We start from the raw sequence: 21,913 nt of genomic DNA, 5'->3' as shown, positions 1-21,913 counted from the left end.
TCAGGGCGGCCCGGCGCCGATCACAGCTGTACCCGTACGTCTCTCACAGCTCGTCTCTCATCGTTCATCGCTCATCACCGGACTCGATCACGCCTGGGGGGGAACCATGCCCGTCGACAACACGCCGATTTCCTACGATTTCCACGGAGATGCGCCGTTCACCACGCCGTTCCGGGAGATCAAGCCCGAGGAGATCCACATCTACCTCGACCTGGACACCAAGGTCGGAAAGAACACCTGCGGACAGAAATGTACGCACTGTTGGTTCGTCAACTACGAGAAGGTCTACGACAAGTCGTTCGCCATGGAGGAAGGCCCGCGGATCCTCGCCGGGCTCCAGTCGCACGGGTACCACGTCTACCCGCGGTACGTGGACAGCTTCGCGTACGACGGCGAGTTCATGCGCATCTACGGACCCGCCAACAACCGTGAGTTCAGACAGGAAGCCGACCACAAGCCCACCGAGACGATGGAGAAGGGCGACGCCTGGACCAGCGGCCGCCCGCTGCTCGCCGACAACTACCTGGAGCTTCTCGACCTCGCCCGGGTCAACGGCTACGGCACCATCTCCATCACCTACCACGGTGTCATCGACGAGAACCTGGCCGTCATCGACGACGGCAGCTACCCGATCAAGGGCGTCTTCAGCGGGGCGAACACCGAGGAGGTGCTGCGCCGGATCGGCCACTACAACGACCACTACCGCAGCACGCTCCCCGCGGACGCCGACCGGTCGGATGCCTTCCGGGTCAACATCGGTGTCACCATCGGCCGCCACAACCACGGCCGCCAGTCCCTTGAGCGCTACGCCCACTACTTCAACAAGCTGGGCGTCGACACCGTCCGCTTCAACAACTTCTCCGACCACGGCGGCAGGCACCCCGAACTCCAGCTCAGTTACGAGGAGATCGAGCAGGCCTACCGCGACTTCAAGTGGCTGCACGAGAACGTCGAGCTGACATTCCAGCTCGGTGTGAGTGAGGACTTCGGGACCTTCGGGATCAAGGCGATGGGGTTCCCCGGCCATGTCGGCTGGTGCCGGGCCGGCCGGCAGCTGTTCGCCGCCATCCCCACCCAGGAGAGCGTGCTGTCGGAGTCCGCGGACGGTCGCCGCGAGAAGATCGGTGACATCGTCGGCTGCGTCAACACCTTCGAGCCGCATCTGGGCATCCTCGTCCGTACGGTCGCCGACGGGGGCGAGGACGTCCGCTACGACCTGGAGTTCGACCACGCCGCCATCGAAGCGTTCACCGACAAGCGGCTCTCCGGTGTCTACAAGGACGGCTGCTTCGCCCGCGAACTCGCCCAGGAGCAGCAGTTGGTCTCCCGGGTCCCCGCACGCCGCCGGCTCCCTCTCGTCGAGACGACGGGCTGAAGGAGAACACGCACATGCCGCACGTCCTCGTCTTCGCCAAGACGCCCTACGCCAAGACCCCGTACGACCGCTGGCTGGCCGGCTCCGGTTTCGTGCCGGTCATCCTCACCACCACCGAATTCGCCGCAGGATACGGCCACTTGGCCCATGTGCACGCCTTCGACGACTACGACACCAATCAGCTCGTCGAGAAGACGGCACTGCGCCTGGCCCGCGAGCACGCCGTCACGGCCGTCTTCGCCCGCGCCGAGGCGGACGTGGTACGCGCGGCACAGCTGCGTGACCTGCTGGACCTGCCGGGACAGCGGACCGCGAGCGCCCTGGCCTTCCGCGACAAGGTGGTCATGAAGGACCACCTCGTCGGCGGGCCGGTGGAGATCCCCGCCTACCGGCCCCTGGATTCGGCCTACACCGCCCTGGAGTTCGTCGCCGAGCACGGCTATCCCGTGGTCATCAAACCGCTCTCGGAGTCCGGCTCCCTGGGCGCGGCCATCATCCGGGACGAGGCGGAGCTGGACGCCTGTCTCGCCCGTCCGTGGCGCGGCGCGAGTGAGATCGAGGTGTTCGTACCGGGGCAGATGTACCACGTGGACGGGCTGGTGGTGAACGGAGAGGTGGTGTTCGCGCACCCCTTCCGCTACCTCAACGACTGCCTGTCCTTCCGGGCGAACGACTGGGTGGCCAACCTCCCGCTGACGCCCCAGGACCCGGTGTACGACCGGCTGCTCAAGGCGGCGAGGGCGGTACTGGCGGAGCTGCCCACCCCACCGCACACCGCCTTCCACGCGGAGCTGTGGATCACCCCTGACGACCGGACGGTGTTCTGCGAGGTTGCCAGCCGGACCGGCGGCGGGATGATCAGCGCCATGGTCCGGCACGCCTTCGGCATCGATCTCGACAAGGAGTGGCTGTACGCCGAATGCGGCCTCCCCAGCACCCTGGGCACCCCGGCCTACCGGCCGGCCGGCGCACTGTGCATCCCGCCGTCGAACGGCGTACTGACCCATCTGCCCTCCGGTGACGAGCCGGACTGCGTCAAGGAGGTCGCGCACACCGGCACGGTCGGCCAGGAGTTCCACGGCGGGGTCAAGTCCGGTCTCTTCCTGTCCGGTTACGTCGTCGGCGGTGACACCGAGGAGGACGTGGCAGCCAATCTGGAGAACGTGGCGGCGTGGTTCGCGGACCGTGCCGAGTGGTCCCCCGTCCCCTCGGGAGGCACTCGATGAACGAGCCCTCGCCCGGCGCCCTGCCCGGCCCGCTGGTCGCTGCCGACTGGCTGGCGCCGCGCCTGGGCGCCCCCGGGCTGGTGGTGCTCGACGCCTCGATCGGCGGGCACCGCGACACCGGCGAACGGATCCCCGGGGCGCGGCCCTTCGACATCGACGGCACGCTCTCGGATCACTCCGGCCCGCTGCCGCACACGATGCCGGGTGCCGAGCACTTCACCCGGGAGCTGCGGGCACTCGGTGTGGACGACGGTGACACCGTCGTCGTGTACGACGGGGCGGGCCTCTACTCCAGTGCCCGCGCCTGGTGGATGCTGCGGACCATGGGCCACGACCGGGTCGCCGTGCTCGACGGCGGCCTGCCCGCCTGGCGCGCCGCCGGGCTGCCCCGGGAAACCGGCGCGCCCACGCCCGCCGCGCGCCCCGGCGACTTCACCGCACGGCCGCGTCCCGGCCTGCTCGTCGGCAGCGACGAGGTCGCCGCGGCCCTCACCGATCCGGCGTCGGCGGTCATCGACGCCCGCACCCGCGACCGCTTCGCCGGTACGGTGGACGAGCCCCGCCCGGGGCTGCGTTCCGGCCATATGCCCGGAGCGCTCAACCTGCCGTTCGGCGAACTCCAGCGGGACGGCCGGATGCATCCCGCCGCGCAGTTGCGCGAGGCCTTCGCCCCGCTCGCCGGGGAGCGTCGGCGCCTGTTCTTCAGCTGCGGTTCCGGCGTCACCGCCTGCATCCTGGCGCTCGGGGCCGAGCTGGCCGGATTCGACGATCTGGCCGTGTACGACGGGTCCTGGAGCGAATGGGGCCTGCCGGACGCGGACCGGCCGGTCGTCACCGGTCCGCAGAGCGGAGGGCCGTCGGCGTGATGTCCTCGCTCTCGGCCAAGTGGCGGACGTTCAGGGGGCTTTCGTCGAGCCTCCGGTCGCTGATCGTGCTGTCCTTCGTGGTCGCACTCGGCAGTTACATGGTCACCCCGTTCATCGGTGTCCTGATGGTCCAGGCGGTGGGCCTGGACGTCCGCCTGGCCGGTGTACTGGTGGCCGTCGCCACGTTCATCCAGTTCGGCGGCAGCATCCTGGGCGGCCTGGTCGTGGACCGGCTCGGCCTCAAGCGGACGATGGTCGGCGCTCTCGCCCTGCGGACCACGGGCCTGGTCCTGCTGGGGCTGGCCGTGCAGCTCCCCTGGGCCGCCTACCCGGCGGTGGTCCTCGTCGCCGCCGGGCCCGCGCTCTACCTCCCGGCGAACAAGGCGTACATCGTCACCTGTGTCTCCGACGAGCTGCGGCCGCTGTTCCTCGGGGTCAGCAGCGCGGCCCTGAACGCCGGTATGGGGCTCGGACCGCTGCTGGCCGCCGTCCTGATCGACGCCGACCCGGTGGTGCTGCTGCTCGGCGCCGCGGCGCTGTTCGGCCTGATCACCCTGGCCCACCAGCTCACCATGCGGCCCCTCACCCGCCGCCAGGACTCCCCGCCGGACGCAGGCACCGCCGACGGGCCCGCCCCCGCCGGGAAGCTCCAGCCCCTGCGCGGCGCCCTGCGGCCGGTGCTCTTCACGGCGCTCGCCTTCTACCTCTACTTCTTCTTCCAGAGCTTCCTGGGCCTGTACGCCGCGGGCGTGCACAACATCCAGGTGCTCGGCTGGGCGATGCTCCTCAACTGCGCGATGATGGTGGCGCTCCAGCCGCCGCTGTCGGGCTGGATCGCACGGGCCGACTACCGCCGTCTGGTGGCCGGCTCCTTCGCCCTGATGGCCGCCGGGACGGCCGTGATGTCATTGGGGCACACCGTTGCCCTGCTGGGCGGCACCGTGCTCTTCAGCCTCGGCGAGGTCTTCCTCTTCCTGCGCTGTGACCTGGAGATGGTCGACCGAATACCCGGCAATCCGGCCTTCGCCTTCGGCGTCCAGCGGCTGACGGCGGGGATCGGCGGCCTGCTCGCCGGTGTCGTGGGCGGCTTCCTCTTCGCCCACTACGAAAGCGCTCACGACCTGGGCACGTTCTGGACCGCGGTCGCCGTGCAGTGCGCCGTCGCGGCAGTCATCGCCCTGGTTCTCGGCGGCCGCCGCCGGACCGCGGCCTCCGCCCCGCACGGCGAGAAAGCGGATCTGGAAGTGGTGTCATGACCGGCGAACCCTCGATGGAGACCCGGTTCGTGCACGCCGGCTCCGACCCGCGGCAACAGCACGGCTACGTCAACCCGCCGGTCCACCGCGCCTCGACGGTCCTCTACGAGGACGTGGCCGCGATGGACGCCTCGCAGGCCGACCCCCTCAAACGCCGGATGCCGGTCTACGGCCGCTTCGGCACCCCCACCGGCCGCGCCTTCGAGACGGCACTGACCGACCTGGAGGGCGGGCACGCCGCCGTCGCCACCTGCTCGGGCCTCGCGGCGATCACCACGGCGATCCTGTCGTTCGTCCGGGCCGGCGACCACATCCTCGTCAGCGACTCCGTGTATCTGCCCACCCGCAAGTTCTGCAACTCGCTGGCCGATCTCGGCGTGGAGGCGGAGTACTACGATCCCGGTGTCGACAAGTCCATCGAGGACCTGATCCGCCCCACCACGCGCCTCGTCTGCCTGGAGTCACCCGGCTCCACGACCTTCGAGGTCCAGGACGTCCCCGCGGTCACGAGCGTGTGCCGCACCCACGACGTGGTCACCGTCATCGACAACACCTGGGCCACCCCCGCCTTCCACCGCCCCCTGGAGCTGGGCGCCGATGTCGTCGTGCACTCGGCGACGAAGTACCTCACCGGTCACGCCGACAGCATCCTCGGAGCCATTGTGTGCACCGAGGACACCTACCCCACGGTGCGTGCCACGGCGATCCGGCTCGGCCAGTGCGCCGGCGCGGATGATGTCTATCTGGGCCTGCGCGGCCTCCGCACGCTGGGCGTCCGGATGCGCGAGCACCAGCAGCAAGCCGTCCGCCTCGCCTCCTGGTTGCGTGAACAGGACGGGGTGCGTGCCGTGCTGTACCCCGCGCTGCCGGGCGACCCCGGACACGAACTGTGGTCCCGCGACTTCACCGGCGCCGCTGGCCTGTTCGGCCTCGAGCTCGCCCCCGGACACGACAAGCCCGCCGTGGACGCGCTGCTCGGAGAACTCCGGCTGTTCGGCCTCGGCCACAGCTACGGCGGCTACGAAAGCCTGATCGTGCCCGCCGATCCGGTCACCCACCGCCTCCCGGGCACCTGGACGGGCCGCGGCCCCCTGCTCCGCGTACACGCCGGCTTCGAATCCCTCGACGACCTCAAGGAGGACCTGGCCCGGGGCCTGGCGACCTTGTCGGCCCATGCCCGATCCTGACGTTCCTGACGGGGCTCCCGCCGCCCGGCTCGCATGCGGCGGGAGCCCGGTCAGGGGCGCCGCAGCTCAGCGTCGGCGGACGACCACCGTGCGCATGACCTTGTCCGCGAAGGTCTGGCTCTTCTCGTCCCACAACGGCCACAGGTAGCCGATGCTGCACGCCGCGCTGTCCAGCCCGTGGCAGATCCGGCGCAGCAGGACCAGACCGAAGCCGAGCGGCCGGCCGGTCTCCTCGCGGATGAGCTGGATCTTCATGGCCTTCTTGCCCGGCGACGCGCCCTTGCCCTCCTTGACGAGGATGACGATGTTGGCGGCGACGGACCACAGGAAGGCGAGCGCCCACATGACGAAAATGAAGGGGACTATCTCCCTCTTCGCGGCGTTCTTGCACTCGATGTCGAGGTATGCGCAGTCCGAGTCCCATGTGTGCCTGAGAAGCATCGAGACGGCGACGATGATGATCGGCACCAGCACGACGAACAGGAAGTCGATCAGGGTGGCACCGACGCGGGCACCCCAGCTCGCATACGCACCGTGCCAGCCGGCCGCCATCCCCTGCTGCGGCGGGTAGCCGGGGCCCTGCGCGACCTGCTGGGGAGGAAGGTACGGGGCGGGCTGCGGCGGGGCGCCGTACGCCTGCTGGGGCTGCGACGGCTGCGGGTAGCCGTATGGGGCCGGTTGCTGCGGAGCTCCGTACGGGGCCTGCGGCGGCTGCTGGCCGTAGGGATTGTTCGGGTCGCCGAAGCTCATCTGTGGTTTTTCTCCGATGTGTCAGTGGGACGATGCGGCGCACCTCGGAGGGAAACACGCTTCACTGGTTCCCCCCGGACCACGCCTGTGGAACCGCCGGACAATCTTTCTAGTTGGGCCGTGACTCTGTCCAGCCGAGCCCCGGCGGCATCGCCGCTGGTGCGTCCCTCCCCGTGGGGTTCCCGTGCCCCTGCGTCAGTCCTGCTGAGCCCGGTCGTACACCTTCTTGGCCGTGGTCCCCAGCACTTCTCCCTGCATCCCGGTCGGCGTCAGGGAATCCAGTGCACTGTTGACGGAGACCAGGACGCCCTTTCCGGTGGCGGCGTCGAAGCCGGCCTGGCCTTGATGCGAGCGGGCGTCCAGCAAGCGAGGGCCTGCTGGCGCTCCTTGGTGTTGTACGCCATGACGGAGACCGGGTCGGCCGACGCGGCACGAGCCCGGTGAGGCGCTGCCCGGCGGGCCGTTGTCGGGCCGGCAGAAGCGCCGCAGGAACAATTGATGACCCAGCTGATCCCCTCCCCATCGAGGAAAACACGGCATGACCACAGTGAGAGATATTGACCCCCGCGGTACGCAGCACTGCGAAACCTCGACGCTGGGGGTGCTGTTGCGGCACCAGGGAATCGACCTTTCCGAGCCCATGCTCTTCGGCCTCGGCTCCGGCCTGTCCTTCATTTACTGGGACAGCAAGAACATGGACTTCCCCTTCCTCGGCGGACGGGTCAAGCCTTTTGAACTCACCAGAAACCTGGCCGCCGCACTCGGGCTGGAACTCCTGGTCCAGGAGACCGCCTCCCCCCGCAGGGCCTGGGAGAACGTGGTAGCCCCGATCCACTCCGGCCACCCCGTCGGACTACAACTCGACAGCTACTACCTGGACTACTTCGGGACCAAGGTGCACTTCGGCGGTCATGTCGTCGCCATGTACGGCTACGACGACCACGACGCCTACCTGGTGGACACCGATCAGCAAGGCGGAAGGGTGTCCACCAGCCTCGCCGGCCTCGCCCAGGCCAGGGCCGCACGTGGCCCGATGGCCGCCAGACACCGGTCCTTCACCCTCACCGCTCCGCGGAACCTGCCCTCCCCACAGGACCAGATCATTCCCGCCATCACCGCATGCGCCGACGCCTTCCTGAACCCGCCCATCGCCAATCTCGGCCACCGAGGCGTCGAAAAGGCCGGCAAGCTGGTACGCACATGGCTCCAGCGGACCGACGACCCGCAGCGGGACCTGTCGCAGGCGGCCCTCCTGATGGAGAAGGCCGGCACCGGCGGCGCCCTGTTCCGTAACCTCTACCGCGACTTCCTCGCCGAATGCACTCAGCAGATCGACAGCAGCCACCTGCGTACGGGCCACCGGCTGTATGCCGAGTCAGCCATCCTCTGGACGGAAGTCGCAGCACTGATCACCGAAGCCGGTGAATCAGGCCGTGCGCAGTGCCTCGTACAGGCAGGCACCCTCCTCCGCGACGTTGCACGCATGGAGCGCGAGGCCATGCGGGCGCTGAGCTGCCTGGGGCGGGCGGCGGGTCCGGGCGCGATCCGGCAGCCCTGACGGGCTGGACGGGCTTCAGGAAGCCTTCGCACCTGGGCCGGCATCACCGGCATCCAACCGACACAGAAGGTTCACGACTTGCCGTTGCCGCAGGTGCCGTGACGCCGCGACACCATCCGAGGTTCCGTCACCGCGGTGGCCGCCCTCACCCGCGTATGACGTGCGGCGGGCGGGCGAAGCGCGTCGTTTTTCCGTCCTTTCCGAGAACTCGGCGTGTCCGTTTCAACTGTCCCGCCGAGCTTCGGACAATGTGGGCGTATCGCCTCCGCGCCCCGCATGACGACGAGTGAGCGGGTGTGCTCCGGCGCCCAACAGATATCTTTTTCGGCCCAATTCACGCCCCGCATTCCCCCGCACAGTCGATTCAAGCGTCAGATAAGCGCCAATTCTCCGTGCGGATTTGAATACTTGGATATCAGCTCATTACCTGGATATTGATCTGATCGGGTGTGGGCCGATGTAGCAATGTTCTCAAGGAACGCGATCAGGTGGATAGTGAAAACCCTCCACCGGGTTTCGGATCCCTTGGTGCGAGCAAGAAATGGAGGCGGCAGGTGACCATTGAAGAATGGCTCAAAACAAATGTAACCACCGACACGAGAGCCCTCGAGTGGTACAGCGGTCCGGAGTGCGAGGACCGCATCGTCCGCGCCTATCGCGAGCTGCTGAGTGGCTATGAGATCGACACCTCGAAGATCCTCAAGACCACGTGTCATGTGAACGGTGAGCACACCGGTGTGGTGCGTGTCCACGAGAACAACTTCTTCTCGATCTGCGCCCATCACTTCCTCCCGTTCTTCGGGAAGGTCAACATCTCGTACGTGCCCGGTGACCGAATCCTCGGACTCGGCAAATTCCCCCGTCTGGTGCAGGCGTTCAGCCGGCGCTTCCAGATCCAGGAGTACCTCGTCAAGGACATCGCCGAAGAGATCATGTCCTCCGGCGGCGCACAAGCCGTACGAGTCACCTCCCGCGGCCGGCACCTCTGTATGTGCAGCCGTGGTCCTTCCGACCAGACCGTGACCACCGACACCTCTTATGTGGCGGGCGATCTGGATTTGTTGGCCAAGTTCGGCCTGGCCGACTGACCGCACTCGCGTGGCGGGAGGTGTTCTGTGATCGCCCCTCCCGCCACGCGGCTACCGGTCATCCCGTCCCACCACGGCCGGTCGCGCGGGACAACGCGCCGGACGGCACAAGGAGTACCGTGCGCGACAGGAAGAGCGTCGGTCACCGCTGCGCTGCGGCATCGCCCTGGAAGTACGCCCTGGCGACATGGTTCGCGGGTGTGCTGGCGGCGGTCGGGCTGGGTGCCGTCTCACCGGCGGGGTCCGCCCTTCGTGCGTCACTGGGCCTGTCGGACGGTGAACTCGCCTGGGCCACCTCGAGCATCACGGCGGTGAGCGCCGCCCTCGGCATCCCGGCGGGATGGTGGGTCCGCCGCTTCGGCGCCCAGCGGGCCCTGCCCTGGGGCCTCTATGTGATGGCGCTGGCGGCCGCCGGTGGCGCGACCGCCGGCTCCTGGGGACTGCTGCTGGCGTCCCGTATCGCGGAAGGAATCGGCTACCTGCTGGTGTTCGTGGCGGGACCGGTCGTCCTCACCCGGCTGACACAGGGCGGCGTCCGCTCGGCGGCGCTCGCGTTGTGGGGCACCTGCGTGCCGACGGGGCTGGCCATCGCCGCGGTCACGGGTGGCGCCCTGGCCTCCTGGCGGACGTGGAACCAATGGCTGGCCCTCACCGCACTGGGCCCGCTGATCATGGCCGGTGTGCTCACGGCCGTCCTTCCTCCGCTGCCGCGCATGGCGGCCCGGCGGACACACCGCGAAGCCGGCGCCTGGAACGGGGCGGTGCGGCTCGGTGGGGCGTACGGAACTCTGTCGCTGGTCGGTGTCGGTGTGGTGATGGCGCTTCCGCCGTTTCTCACCGAACACCAGCAGGCGACGCCGGCGCTGGCCGGCACCTTGGTGGCCGTGGTCTGTCTGGGGAGCGCGGCCGGGGGGCTCGTGGCCAGTTGGCTGCTGCGGCGCGGCTTCGCACTCTCCTCGCTGGTCCCGCTGGGCGTAGTGATGCCGCTGGCCTGCCTCCCCGCCTTCTCGGTCGCGTTGCCCATGGCGGTCAACACTGTTGCGGCCACGCTCGTTCTTGCCGTCAACGGGCTGCTCATCTCCGCCGTCTTCGCCGCCGTGCCCGCCTCGGTGAGCCGTCCTGAGCATGTCGATGTCGCCAATGGCATCCTCAACCAGCTCGGCAGTATGGGGATTCTGCTCGGACCGCCGGTCTTCGGAACGGTCGTCGCGGCTGCCGGATGGAGCGCCGCCGCTGCCGCCACGCTGGCCTTCGGCGGAGTGGGCACGGTGCTGCTGCTGGTGACCGCGCGTACGTCCGCGAGCGGTTCGGCGGCCGGTGCGTCCCCGTTGCCCGGCGCACCGGGTGTGGCGGGCATGGAGGAAGGCTCGGAATCCCGGGGGAACGCGGCGGATGCCGGTACGCCCGACCGCAGGAGACCCTGACCGAGCCACGGAAGTGTGGCGTTCCCGACCGCCGTAGCAGCTGACGGCAGTCCTTCACCTCGGAGAGGGCAGGATGAAACTCGACTTTCTTCCGTCGCGGGACAACACCTATGGCGAGTACTGCCTGTACTGCCATGCCGAAGCGGTCACCTGGATCGTCGTGGACGGAAGAAAACGCTGCACCTGCGGTGCGTGCGGCCGCGAGGCGGAGAGAGCCGTCGTCATCGACCCCCGCATCAACTGGTGGACCGACGCGGACGGTGAGTACTGGCACGAAAGTGCCGGTGTCTTCGTACGCGACCGGCACGGGAGGTTTCTCTTCTTCCAGCGGACCGCCTTCCCGTATTCCATGACCGTGCCCGCCGGCCATGTCGAACGTGGCGAGGAACCCAAGTGCGCGGCCGCGCGGGAGCTGTGGGAGGAAGTGGGCATCCGCGATGTGATCGGGGACCTCCGACTCGTCGCGGACGAGCATGTGAGGGGAGATGTGTGCCGGAGGGGTTCCGATGCGCATCGTTGGCACGCCTACCTGCTGGAGGTCGACGGGCAGCGGGAAGCGGGGGGCCATGCGGAGGTGACCGTGAATGAGGAGGGTGAGGAACCCGTGTGGCTCACCCTCGGCCAGGCGCGCTCCTGCCAGATGCCTTTCGCGGTGGAGCACATGATCGCTCAGCACTCGGAGAGGCTGCTCGCTTCCGTTCGGTGAATGGCCCGCACCTGCCTTACAACCGCGGCCTGTTGATCAGGCGGGAGAGCACGATCACGCTCTCGGTGCGGTCGATGACGGAGGCGCCGCGGACGCGTTGGACTGCCTGTTCCAGGTGGGGGATGTCCTTGGCGAGCATGTGGAGCATGGCGTCCGCCGCGCCGGAGACGGTGCAGGCCTCGACGACCTCGGGGATGCCCTCCAGGTCGTGCTGGAGTTCTTCGGGGGTGGGGTTGCCCTTGCAGTACACCTCCACGAATGCCTCGGTCCGCCAGCCCAGGGCCTGGGTGTCGATGAGCGCGGTGAAGCCGCGGATCGCTCCGGTGGCGACGAGGCGGTCCAGGCGCCTCTTGGCGGCCGGGGCGGACAGGCCCGCCGCGTCGCCGATCTCGGCATAGGTGCTCCGGGCGTTGTGCATCACACAACGGATGATCTCTTCGTCGATGGCATCCACGCCGCTGTCTCCGGGAGAGGGACGACCCGCGCGGCGCGCAAGAAAACTCCGCGGGGGTTCGTATAGGGCAAGAAATCAATGGTCAGAGGCAAGATATGGCAATTGATTGCGTCAGCGGCCCGACCATAGCATCCGGACTCACCCCACCGAGCCGCAGCGACGGGAGCCACCACACATGACCTCAGCAGTGAGTGCCGAGGAGGCCGCCGCGCTGGCGGCGATCGACGAGGAAGCCGTTTCCCGCATGTTGCTGGAGTTGCTCGCCATCCCCAGCGTCACCGGGAGCGCCGCCGAGTCCGAGATGCAGCACCACCTCGCCGGGCACCTCGACCGGCTCGGCCTCGATGTCGATCTGTGGTCCATGGATCTGCCCGCGCTCCGCGCGGACCCCGGCTTCCCCGGGACCGAGGCTCCGCGCGACGAGGCGTGGGGGCTGGTGGCGACGACCGCGGACGGCGGCGACGGGCCGGCCATGATCCTGCAAGGCCATGTCGATGTCGTACCGCCCGGCGACCTCCGGCAGTGGGACGGCGATCCCTTCACCCCCAGGACGGTCGGGAACGTCGTCCATGGCCGGGGCGCCTGCGACATGAAGGCCGGGCTGGTCGCCAACCTCGCCGCGCTGGCGGCGATCCGCGCCGGCGGGGTCAGGCTGCGCGGCCGGGTGGCCGCGCACTGTGTGGTCGGCGAGGAGGACGGCGGGCTGGGCGCCTTCGGCACCCTCAGGCGCGGACACACCGGCGACGCCTGCGTCATCACCGAGCCGACCGGCGGCACGCTGGTGACGGCCAATGCCGGGGCGCTGACCTTCCGCATCGAGGTACCGGGCCGCGCCACCCACGCCAGCACGCGTGACGCCGGAGTCAGTGCCATCGATGCGTACGCGCCCGTCCACCGGTCACTGGCGCGACTCGAAGCCCGCCGCAATGCGTCGGCCGATCCGCTGATGGCCGAGTACCCGCTGCCGTACGCGCTGTGTGTCGGCACGCTGCGCGCGGGCTCGTGGGCGAGCAGCGTGCCGGATTGTCTCGTCGCCGAGGGCCGGCTGGGCGTCCGGCTGGGCGAGGACCCGGCCGAGGCGATCGCCGACTTGGAGAACTGTGTGGCCGAAGCCTGTGCGGACGACCCCTGGCTGCGCGTTCACCCGGCGGTGGTGACCTGGCCCGGCGGCCGGTTCGCCAGTGGCCGGCTTCCTGCGGGCCATCCGCTTGCGGAGCTGGTCCGGGGCGCACACGCCGACGCCGTGGGCGGACCGTCGATCCGCGAGCGCGGCGCCCCCTACGGGAGCGACCTGCGGCTGTACGCCGCGGCGGACATCCCGACGCTGCAATTCGGGCCCGGCGACGTGCGGTTGGCGCACAGCCCCCGCGAGCAGGTGTCCGTCCCCGAGGTCGTCGCGGTGGCCCGCACCCTCGTCCTCGCGGTGCTGCGCAGCGTCGGCACCCGATAGGCCGGGCAGGTCAGGCAGGGCGCCACGGTCGCGTCCTGCCGGCGCCGCGCGCCGATGGCCCACTCAGCAGGCCGCGCAGCCCTTTCGAGGCGGAGCGCCACAGGCCTGCGCCGTCCCCGCGGCGAGGTCCGCACCGATTGCGGACCTCGCCGCGGGGACCGGCCGCACACTCCCCCCACACCCCGAACGACCATGCAACGAAGGGGACCCATGACCTCGACAAGGGTTGAAGAACACCCACGCGACACCGGCACGGCCGCACCCGAAGAGGGCTACCGGCGTGGGCTCGGCAGCCGCCAGATCCAGATGATGGCGATCGGAGGCGCGATCGGCACCGGGCTCTTCTACGGCTCCGGTGAGGGCATCGCCGCGGTCGGGCCGAGCCTGGTGGCCTGTTACGCCGCGGCGGGCGTCGTCATCTTCCTCATCATGCGGGCGCTCGGCGAGTTGCTCACCCAGCGCCCCACCTCCGGCAGTTTCGCGGACCACGCGCGCGAGTTCTGCGGCCCGTTCGCGGGCTTCGTCACCGGCTGGTCGTACTGGGCCGCCTGGGTCGCCTCCTGCATGGCGGAGGTCACCGCGGCCGGTCACTACATCGCCTACTGGTGGCCCGCCGTCCCGGTCTGGGCCACCGCCGCGACGGCCCTGGTCGTGCTGCTCGCCGCGAATCTGGTCTCGGTCGCACTCTTCGGGGAACTGGAATTCTGGTTCGCCACCGTCAAGGTGGTGGCGATCATCGCGATGATCGTGATCGGGGCCGGTGTGCTGACCTTCGGTTTCTCCTCCCTCGGAGACTCCGCCTCGGTCCGGCATCTGTGGGCCGACGGCGGGTTCGCACCGCACGGTGCCTGGGCGTCGATGGCCGCCCTGCCGGGTGTGGTCTTCGCCTACCTGGGCGTCGAACTGGTCGGCCTCACCGCCGGCGAGGCGGAGAATCCACGGAAGACCCTCCGGCAGGCGATCAACACGCTTCCGGTGCGCATCGCCGTCTTCTACATCGGCGCGCTGATCGTCCTGCTCTCCGTCCTCAGCTGGACCGCGTACGCCCCCGGGGTCAGCCCGTTCGTCCAGGTCTTCGCCAAGGTCGGCATCCCCGGGGCCGCCGGCATCATGAACTTCGTCGTCCTCACCGCCGCGCTCTCGTCCTGCAACTCCGGTATCTACTCCGCCAGCCGCATGATTCGCGGACTCGCCCTCAACGGCGAGGCACCGAAAGCCCTGGCCGGACTCAGCGGACGCCATCTGCCACTGCCCGCGGTGGTGCTCTCCACCCTGGTCATGGGCGCCGGCATCGTCGTCAACGTCGTCTCGCCGGACAAGGCGTTCGTCTACATCACGTCGGTCAGCGCCTGTGCCGGGCTGTGGACCTGGTCCATGATCCTCGTCTCCCATCTGCGCTACCGGTCCCGGGTGCGCGCCGGGCTGCTGCCGGCGGTCGGCTTCCGGATGCCCGGTGCCCCGGTCACCAACTGGCTGGCGCTCGCCTCGCTCGTCTTCGTGGTCGTGCTGATGACCACTTCCGCCGACACCCGGCCCGGACTGTATGTGTGGGCGGTGTGGTTCACGGCTCTCACGGTCGTCTATGGGGTCGCCAAGAGGCGTAATAGGAAGGGTAGTTGAGCGCTCGGGGTGGTTGCTCGGACGCATTCCGCGGCCCCGCCGCCCGGCCGGTCACCGTCTACAACGACGGCATCCACATCGCCCCGGCGCCCGCCACCCACAAGGACGTCGCTGCCCGGTGAGGCGTCTCGCGGCGCCTCACCCGGCCGCCACCGCCTCCGCGGCCCCGCGGCCCAGAAGGTCGTGGAGGAGCCGGGTGGCGGGGAGCTCCGGATGGAGGTAGACGTGTTCGCCGCTCTTCCGGACGGCTGCGAGGAGGGCGCGGAAGGTGGTCTTCGCGTCCTCCGTCCGTCCGGCCCGGTGCTGGGCCTGACCGAGGAGGCCCAGGTGGAGGGGGCGGCGCAGATGGGTTCGGGAATCGCGGAGTTCGGCGAGGGAGACGTTCATCAGGGTGAGGCCGTCCTCCTGTCCGCAGTGGGTGAGGCCCCAGCCCTCCAGTACGCCGAGCATCGCCTTCCAGTAGCGCAGACCGTGTTCGTCCGCCACCCGGACTCCCTCGGCGCCGGAGGAACGAGCGGTGCGGGCGTCACCTTCCCAGGCCGCCACCACCGCGTCCACGTAGAGCGCAAAGGAGCGGTCGGAGGGGCGGCTGTCGTACTCGGTGAGGCGGAGCAGTTCGCGGCGGCGGGCCGAGGCGGTCTCGCGGTCGCCCATGAGCCAGTGGGTGAAGGTGTCGTAGGAGCGGCAGGAGACGCGCGGGTCGTGCTGGAAGGTGCGGGCCAGCGATTCGCCCTCGCTGGCGTAGCGGTCCGCCATCGCGACGCCGTGCTCCAGCTCGGCGAGCGCCTGCCGCAGCTGGCCGCGGACGTGCAGGACGATGCCCTCGCCGTAGGCCGCGCCGAGCACCGCCACGGGCTCACCGGTCCGTTCGGCGAGTTCGCGGAGCAGACCCGAGAACTCGCGTGAGGTGTCGTAGCGGCCGGTGACGATGTACGCCGCGCACAGGGCCCAGAGCACCGACGGGTCCTCGGGGGAACGGGTGGCCTCACTGAGGGCCCGGCCGCGGGCGAGTGCGGTGACGGCTTCGGCGTGGCCGTAGCCGCGGGTGGTGGCCAGGACCTGGCCGAGCTGAATGTGCAGCCGCTGGTTCAGGGACACCGTCGAGGGGTCGCCGGGCGGGAGCATCCCGGCCAGGTGCACCGCGCGGCGCAGCCAGATCTCCACCTGTTCGTAGGCGAGTTGCTGCTCGGCCTGCTCGGCGGCGCGCAGCAGCAGGGGCAGGGTTTCGGCGGCGGGCAGGGCGATCTTGGCGTGCCAGGCGTGGTGGGCGACCCGCTCGATCTCCTCGCCCTCCTCCTGTCCGAGCCGGCGGGCGGAGATCCCCCGGGCGACCCGCGCGTGCAATAACTGCCGCTCCTCGCGGGTGAGTTCGTCGATGAGGGTTTCCTGGACCAGGGCATGGGTGAAGTGCAGCCGCTCCGGGTGGTGCGGGTCCTCGCCGAGCAGTCCGGCCCGGATCGCCGATTCCAGTGCCGTGGCGACCGGTTCGTTCTCGACGGCGGTGCGCTGCAGCAGATCGGTGTCGACCTCGGTGCCGATGACGGCGCACAGCCGCAGCACCCGCAGCACTATGTCGGGCAGTGTGGCGAACCGCTGGTGCAGCGCCTCGCGGACGCCCGTCGGGACCCGGGTCAGCAGCATCTCCACCGCGTCGGGCCGGCGCAGGCTGCGCGCGTCCCCGAGGAGGGAGAGGAGCTGCATGACGAAGTACGGGTTTCCTTCGCTGCGCCGGTGCAGTACCTCGACGACCTCCGCGTCGACGCCGGGCCCGGCCTGGGCGACGACGAGGGCGGCGATGGCGTGCCGGGACAGGCCGCCGAGCCGCAGGGTCTCGGTCCGGGGGCCGCGCAGGATCTCGGAGAGCATCCGGCGCAGTGTCGCGTCCGACTCGGCCTCGTACTCGCGGGCGGTCAGGACGATGCCGAGCGGATAGCCCTGGCTGCGGGTGCTCAGCAGCCGGAGGAGGTCGAGGGAGGCGGTGTCGGCCCAGTGCAGGTCCTCCATGAGCAGGACGAGCGGGCGCTGGGCGGCGAGCGCGAGTAATACCTCGCAGACCGCGTCGTGGGTGAGGAACCGGGCCTGGCCCCAGTCGGATTCGGGGGCCGCACCGCCGGGCCGGGCCGCGCGCTCGGGCATCAGCGGGGCGAGCAGCGCGCCGAACGGTCTGGCCGCCTCGCGGAAGGCGTCCGGGCGGGTCGTGGCCAGCCGTCTGAGGATCTGGGTCCACAGCCAGTAGGGCGGTACGCCTTCGCCCAGGAAGCAGTGGCTCCAGATCACCTCCAGGCCGGCGTCGTCCTGACCGGCGCGGGCGGCGCCCAGCCAGGGGACGAGTTCGAGGAGCAGTCGGGTCTTGCCGACGCCGGCGGGGCCGAGGACGCCCGCGACGTGGCCGTGACCGGCGAGCGCGCCGGCCGCCGCGGCCGTCAGGCGCTGCAGCTCCTCGCTGCGGCCGGTGAACGGCGACTGGGTGCCCGGCCCGCTGCCCATCGGCCGTACGTCCTCGATACCGGTGCCGTACTCCTGGGCCCTCGCGCCCTGCGCGCAACGCAGGTGTTGCTCTGAATGCGCGGTGGTGGAAGGCAATTTCAGGGCCGGTGTCAGCTGTCGGCCCGGGTGGTGCCCCGGCGTGGCGGTGGGGCCCTCGGCCCCGGTGCCGGTGCCGTCCGCGGTGGCGTTTGCGGTGCTGCCCCACCCCTCGGACGGGGTGCCGGTCCAGGGAGCATCGTCGCCGGCTGATGCCGCAGTCGCGAAGGGGGCGTCCGGCGCCGGGAAGGGCTCGTCCGGTGCGGAGGCGGAGCGCTCTTCGGGAGCCGCGGCTCTGCCCGTCTCCTCGAACTCCCCTCCTGTGGCAGGCCGTTGCGGTAACTGCGTTGCGGTTGGCTCCGTCCCTCGTGCGCCGTCACCGATGAGTGCCGTGCCGTAGCCGAACACCGTGGAACCGGAGGGTTCGGGGTAGCGGGGGTGCGGTTCCGCGGTGGGGCCGCCCGCTCCGGGTTCCTGGCGCAGGATCGCGGTTCTGACCCTGCGGAGTTCGGCGGCCGTGCCCACACCGAACTCCTCGTCCAGGTGAGCGCGGGTCCGTTCGTACGCTTCGAGCGCCTCGGCCTGCCGTCCGAGCCGGGACAGGGCCGTCATCAGATGGCCGACCAGGCGTTCTCGCGCCGGATGGAGGCGCGCCTCGCGGTCGAGGACCGCGGCGACTTCCTGGGCCTCCCCGAGGGCGAGATGGGCCTCGGCGCAGGACTCCACGGCGGTGAGCCGGACGTCTTCGAGTCGCGAACTCTCGTCGCTGAGCGGGGGATGGCCGTCGAACTCCGTGTAGGGCGAGCCCCGCCACAGCGCCAGGGCCGCGGTGAAGCGGTCCCGTGCGGCGCGCGCCTCGCGTCGTTCCAGCAGTCGTCGCCCCTCGGCGACCAGGCGCTCGAAGCAGCAGCCGTCGATCTGTTCCGGGGCGAGTTCGAGTACGTAGCCGGGGGCGCGGTGGCGCAGGACGGTGGGGCGGCCGGGGCCGGACGCCGGCTGGAGTGCGCGGCGCAGGTGGGACAGGTGGCTCTGGAGTGTGGCGACGGCCTGCCGCGGGGGCTCCTCGCCCCACAGCTCCTCGATGAGCACTTCCGTGGGGACCACGCGCCCCAGGCGTATGAGGAGCAGGGCGAGCAGGGCCCTGCGGCGTGGCGGGCCGAGGGGGAGTTCGCGGCCGTCGTGGCGCGCCGACATGGGACCCAGAACGCTCAGGAGGAGGGGCGTTTCGTGGGGTCCGGCGTCAGGGGTGGGGGTGCTCGGGAGCGGGTTCGGCGTCAGGGATGAAGGCATGTCGGTCCCAATCGTTCTCGCACGCGCGATCTTGCTGACGGGCAGGTGGCGCCGTGCGACCGGTGCCCCTCCGAACCGGAGCCTTGCATAGAGAGGGGGGTGTTCCAAGATCATCGTCGCCACCGGCAAGCGAACGGCAAGGACTGCGCAGGCAATTCGGCAAGGATGGCCAAAAACTGCTGCCGCGGACGGCAGGAATTCGGCAGCTTCCCGACCAGGCCACCGCAAGGGGGATGTCGCAGGATGCCCGTTATCGGAAACCACCGCTGAAGGGGGGAGGCCATGGTCGAAGCCCGCGGTGGCGCCCTCGCAGCCATCCGCCGGCCGGGCCTTCCCCAAGTCAGCCTCGCAAAGGGGAAGGAGAGCGGTCCGATGCACAGCGGAGCAGTCGCGTCCCAGGCGGTTGCGGGAGGGGGCCAGGAGGTCGCCGGAGGGGCGGCACTCCACGGCGGCAACGGATCCACATACGACGGGGGCGCGTCGATGGCGCCGAACTACCTTATGGGCATGGCGAGTTGGCTTGATGACGCCGAAGAGGCAGACCGGTACGCCGTGCCGACCGGGCCGGCCGCGCCGCTCATCGAGGCGGACGTGGCGACCGCCGCGGTCCGCCGTCACCCGGCCCCCGCGGCATTCGTCACCGCGAGATCGGCCCTCCTACGCCGGCACAACATCAACGAGTAGCTCTTCGGTGCCGATTTCCCCTGATCGCCAGGCATGTTCTCTGAAGGGTCTAGTTCCGTGCACTACGCAATTCTCGGGCCACTCCGCCTGGTTGTTAACGGCGAACCTCGAACCATTCGTTCCCGGAACCTCTCGATTATTCTGACCACGCTCCTGGTGAAGGCGGGCAGTATCGTCACCGTCGACGATCTCATCGGTGAGGTATGGGCACAGCCGCCCGCCCGGGCGCGCGACGCGATTTACGTGCACATCTCGAAGCTGCGCCAACAGCTCGGCGACAAGTCCCAGGGCGAGGTCATCTGGAGCCAGTTCCCGGGATATCTCATGAATCTCCACGGCGAACAACTGGACCTCCAGTTATTCCACCGTCACCGGATCGACGGTCACCGGGACATGGTGAACGGCGACTACCGGTCGGCGGCACGCGACTGGAAGTCCGGGCTCTCCCTCTGCCGGGGCACGCTGCTCGGCGGTGCCTACTCCGGGCCGATCCTCGGCGGCTTCGACTCGTGGCTGCAGCAGTCGCGCGCCGACTGCATCGAGCTGACCGCCTGGTCACAGCTCAGCGCCGGTCTGTGCCACGAGGCCATCGACTTCCTCTCCCTTCATCTGATGCAGCATCCGCTGAACGAGATCCTCTATCAGCAGCTGATGCTGGCGTTCTTCCTGTCGCGGCACCGCGCCCAGTCCCTGCGGGTCTTTCACCGCGCCTGCCGGACCCTCGCCGATGAACTCGGCATCAATCCCGGCGGAGATCTGCGGATGACGCAGGACATCGTCCTGGCCGACGACATCGCACGGGCCAAGCGGGCCATTACGACCGCCGTGGCCTCCCGGGTCAGCGACCTGCAGCCGCCCGCGGAACTCCCGCGCCATCCCCATTTCGTCGGCTAGCCCGGCGCGGTCGACGCGGTCAATCAGTCCAGACATTCAACAACTCATCATGTTCAGGCGGCCGGCGCGGCTGTACCGGTCCCGCGAACAGGAAAGAGGCACCGTGGTCGTTTTCCCCCTGCGACATGTTCCGGTGGCGTCGTGACGGCCCCGGACGCGAGCTCGCTGCTGCTCGCCCTCGCCGTCCTCGTGCTCGTCTGCCAGGGAATGGCGGCCCTCGCCCGCCGCCTGGGTCAGCCATCGGTGGTCGGGGAGATCATCGGCGGTGTGCTCCTCGGGCCCACGCTGTTCGACGGCAGACTCACCGACGCGCTCTTCCCTACCGAAGCCCGACCGCTGCTCGGCGCCTTCGCGAACGTCGGCGTGGCGCTGTTCATGTTCCTGGTGGGGCTGGAGTTCGACCGGCGCCTGGTACGCCAGCAGGTGGGCACGATGGGCTGGCTCAGCGCCGGGTCGCTGGTGGTGCCGTTCGGGCTCGGGACGGTGTTCGCGCTCTGGCTGCTCGGCAATCACCCGAGCCGGCAGCCGATGGTGTTCGTGGTGTTCCTCGGCACCGCCATGGCCGTCACCGCGTTCCCCGTCCTCGCCCGGATCATCGTCGACCGCGGCCTGCTCACCAGTCGGGTCGGCGGGCTCTCGCTGGCCCTGGCGGCCGTGGGCGATGTGATCGCCTGGACGGTGCTCGCCGTCGTGGTCGCCGTCGTCGGGGCGGAGGGGCACTCCTGGCGTCTGCTCCTGCTGCTGCCCTATGCCGCGGCCATGGTGTTCGTGGTCCCGTGGCTGCTGCGGCGGCGGGTGGTGGCCCGGCTTCCGCAGCGGGTGCATTTGCTGCTCGTGACGGCGGGTGTGCTCGCCTCCGGTGCCGCGACGGAGTGGATGGGGCTGCATCTGATCTTCGGGGCGTTCCTGTTCGGCATCGTCGTGCCCCGCACCGGGCTGCCCGGTGGTTTCCGCGAGGGCCTGGGCACCTCGGTCGAACCACTGGCGTCGTTCCTGATGCCGATCTACTTCGTGGTCGCCGGATTCCGCGTGGACCTCTCGCAACTCGATGCCACCGCGATCGGCGAACTGTTGCTGATCCTGCTGGTGGCGAGCGGTGGGAAGCTGCTCGGCGTCTACGGCGGGGCGCGGGCCGCCCGCCTCGACCACCGGTCGTCCCTGGCGCTCGCCACGCTGATGAATGTGCGGGGGCTGACCGAGCTGGTACTGCTGACCGTTGGCCTCTCCCTGGGGCTGCTCGATCCCGAGCTCTACTCGCTGATGGTCGTGATGGCCGTCGTGACCACGGTCGCGTCGGGACCGCTGTTGCGCATGAGCATCGGCGCGCCGCCGAAGGACGGGGAAGCGCCCGGGCCACGGGTCCCGGCGGCGGCGCCGGGTGAGGGCGACCGGGAGCAACGGGCAACGAAGCAGCCGTAGTTCGTGACGTGCTGAGCCGGCTCCGGCACGGCGTTCCGGGGCCGGGGTTGATACCGGCGCGGGGGGGGGGGGGGGCACGCCCGCCCCCCCCACCCCCCCCGGTACACCCACCAGAAAGGGCGGGGGTGCACCACCCCGTCGGC

The 21,913-nt window shown here is 69.9% G+C and carries 19 protein-coding genes; 15 read left to right on the top strand and 4 right to left on the bottom strand.

The features are described from left to right. Positions 1-106: 106 nt before the first annotated feature. From ACFW5B_RS12980 to metC, 5 genes are read left to right on the top strand one after another with little or no spacing between them, the layout of a single operon-like run. Positions 107-1,375 carry a radical SAM protein gene (locus tag ACFW5B_RS12980; RefSeq protein ID WP_386437678.1) on the top strand — a complete coding sequence of 423 codons (1,269 nt, stop codon included), beginning with the start codon at positions 107-109 and terminating at the stop codon, positions 1,373-1,375. A gap of 14 nt (positions 1,376-1,389) precedes the next feature. Next, complete coding sequence (locus ACFW5B_RS12975; RefSeq protein WP_386437675.1) at positions 1,390-2,601, top strand: acetyl-CoA carboxylase biotin carboxylase subunit family protein; 1,212 nt, start codon at positions 1,390-1,392, stop codon at positions 2,599-2,601. After that, on the top strand, positions 2,598-3,467 hold the full coding sequence (locus ACFW5B_RS12970) for a sulfurtransferase (RefSeq protein WP_386437672.1): 870 nt from the start codon (positions 2,598-2,600) through the stop codon (positions 3,465-3,467). Before ACFW5B_RS12975 ends, ACFW5B_RS12970 begins: the two co-directional genes overlap by 4 nt. After that, complete coding sequence (locus tag ACFW5B_RS12965; RefSeq protein WP_386437669.1) at positions 3,467-4,723, top strand: MFS transporter; 1,257 nt, start codon at positions 3,467-3,469, stop codon at positions 4,721-4,723. The genes ACFW5B_RS12970 and ACFW5B_RS12965 overlap by 1 nt, the downstream gene beginning before the upstream one ends. After that, the gene (gene metC, locus ACFW5B_RS12960) at positions 4,720-5,910 is read left to right on the top strand and encodes a cystathionine beta-lyase (RefSeq protein ID WP_386437666.1); all 1,191 of its coding nucleotides are present in this window, start codon (positions 4,720-4,722) and stop codon (positions 5,908-5,910) included. The genes ACFW5B_RS12965 and metC overlap by 4 nt, the downstream gene beginning before the upstream one ends. A 66-nt stretch (positions 5,911-5,976) precedes the next feature. On the opposite strand, the gene ACFW5B_RS12955 is transcribed toward metC, so the two are convergent. Beyond that, positions 5,977-6,660: an RDD family protein gene (locus ACFW5B_RS12955; RefSeq protein WP_386437663.1), complete on the bottom strand. Its 684-nt coding sequence runs from the start codon at positions 6,658-6,660 to the stop codon at positions 5,977-5,979. A 195-nt stretch (positions 6,661-6,855) separates the two neighbouring features. Continuing rightward, positions 6,856-7,026: a hypothetical protein gene (locus ACFW5B_RS12950; RefSeq protein ID WP_386437660.1), complete on the bottom strand. Its 171-nt coding sequence runs from the start codon at positions 7,024-7,026 to the stop codon at positions 6,856-6,858. A gap of 172 nt (positions 7,027-7,198) precedes the next feature. Between ACFW5B_RS12950 and ACFW5B_RS12945 the strand changes: the two genes are divergently transcribed. From ACFW5B_RS12945 to ACFW5B_RS12930, 4 genes are all read left to right on the top strand, one after another. Then, the gene (locus ACFW5B_RS12945) at positions 7,199-8,218 is read left to right on the top strand and encodes a BtrH N-terminal domain-containing protein (RefSeq protein WP_386437657.1); all 1,020 of its coding nucleotides are present in this window, start codon (positions 7,199-7,201) and stop codon (positions 8,216-8,218) included. Positions 8,219-8,772: 554 nt separating this feature from the next. Beyond that, a complete protein-coding gene (folE, locus tag ACFW5B_RS12940; RefSeq protein WP_386437654.1) occupies positions 8,773-9,306 on the top strand; it encodes a GTP cyclohydrolase I in 534 nt (177 codons plus the stop codon). A gap of 119 nt (positions 9,307-9,425) precedes the next feature. Then, entirely contained in the window at positions 9,426-10,730 is a 1,305-nt protein-coding gene (locus ACFW5B_RS12935; RefSeq protein WP_386437651.1) for a CynX/NimT family MFS transporter, read from the top strand. 73 nt (positions 10,731-10,803) lie between these two features. Beyond that, entirely contained in the window at positions 10,804-11,436 is a 633-nt protein-coding gene (locus ACFW5B_RS12930) for an NUDIX hydrolase (protein ID WP_386437648.1), read from the top strand. 16 nt (positions 11,437-11,452) lie between these two features. On the opposite strand, the gene ACFW5B_RS12925 is transcribed toward ACFW5B_RS12930, so the two are convergent. After that, positions 11,453-11,890: an Lrp/AsnC family transcriptional regulator gene (locus tag ACFW5B_RS12925; RefSeq protein ID WP_386437645.1), complete on the bottom strand. Its 438-nt coding sequence runs from the start codon at positions 11,888-11,890 to the stop codon at positions 11,453-11,455. A 175-nt stretch (positions 11,891-12,065) separates the two neighbouring features. Between ACFW5B_RS12925 and ACFW5B_RS12920 the strand changes: the two genes are divergently transcribed. The 3 genes from ACFW5B_RS12920 (at position 12,066) to ACFW5B_RS12910 (ending at position 15,082) form a co-directional block, all read left to right on the top strand. Beyond that, complete coding sequence (locus tag ACFW5B_RS12920) at positions 12,066-13,340, top strand: ArgE/DapE family deacylase (RefSeq protein ID WP_386437642.1); 1,275 nt, start codon at positions 12,066-12,068, stop codon at positions 13,338-13,340. A gap of 210 nt (positions 13,341-13,550) precedes the next feature. Beyond that, the gene (locus ACFW5B_RS12915) at positions 13,551-14,960 is read left to right on the top strand and encodes an amino acid permease (RefSeq protein WP_386437639.1); all 1,410 of its coding nucleotides are present in this window, start codon (positions 13,551-13,553) and stop codon (positions 14,958-14,960) included. Next, positions 14,957-15,082: a hypothetical protein gene (locus tag ACFW5B_RS12910; protein WP_386437636.1), complete on the top strand. Its 126-nt coding sequence runs from the start codon at positions 14,957-14,959 to the stop codon at positions 15,080-15,082. The genes ACFW5B_RS12915 and ACFW5B_RS12910 overlap by 4 nt, the downstream gene beginning before the upstream one ends. A gap of 16 nt (positions 15,083-15,098) precedes the next feature. Here ACFW5B_RS12910 and ACFW5B_RS12905 read toward each other — a convergent pair whose 3' ends face one another. Beyond that, a complete protein-coding gene (locus ACFW5B_RS12905; protein WP_386437633.1) occupies positions 15,099-18,677 on the bottom strand; it encodes a BTAD domain-containing putative transcriptional regulator in 3,579 nt (1,192 codons plus the stop codon). Positions 18,678-19,280: 603 nt separating this feature from the next. Between ACFW5B_RS12905 and ACFW5B_RS12900 the strand changes: the two genes are divergently transcribed. The 3 genes from ACFW5B_RS12900 to ACFW5B_RS12890 all read left to right on the top strand — a co-directional run bounded on the left by ACFW5B_RS12900 (position 19,281) and on the right by ACFW5B_RS12890 (position 21,770). Then, a complete protein-coding gene (locus tag ACFW5B_RS12900) occupies positions 19,281-19,457 on the top strand; it encodes a hypothetical protein (protein ID WP_386437630.1) in 177 nt (58 codons plus the stop codon). A gap of 33 nt (positions 19,458-19,490) precedes the next feature. After that, positions 19,491-20,351, top strand: coding sequence for a BTAD domain-containing putative transcriptional regulator (locus ACFW5B_RS12895; RefSeq protein WP_386437628.1), 861 nt, complete (start codon positions 19,491-19,493; stop codon positions 20,349-20,351). A 141-nt stretch (positions 20,352-20,492) separates the two neighbouring features. Further along, positions 20,493-21,770, top strand: a complete 1,278-nt coding sequence (locus ACFW5B_RS12890) for a cation:proton antiporter (protein ID WP_386437625.1) — start codon at positions 20,493-20,495, stop codon at positions 21,768-21,770. Positions 21,771-21,913: the final 143 nt, after the last annotated feature.

This window comes from Streptomyces sp. NPDC058773, from assembly GCF_042746015.1.
In the GTDB taxonomy this organism is placed as follows: Bacteria; Actinomycetota; Actinomycetes; order Streptomycetales; family Streptomycetaceae; genus Streptomyces.
The sequence above is the reverse complement of the archived record's forward strand: the minus strand, read 5'-3'. Positions and strand labels throughout refer to the sequence as shown.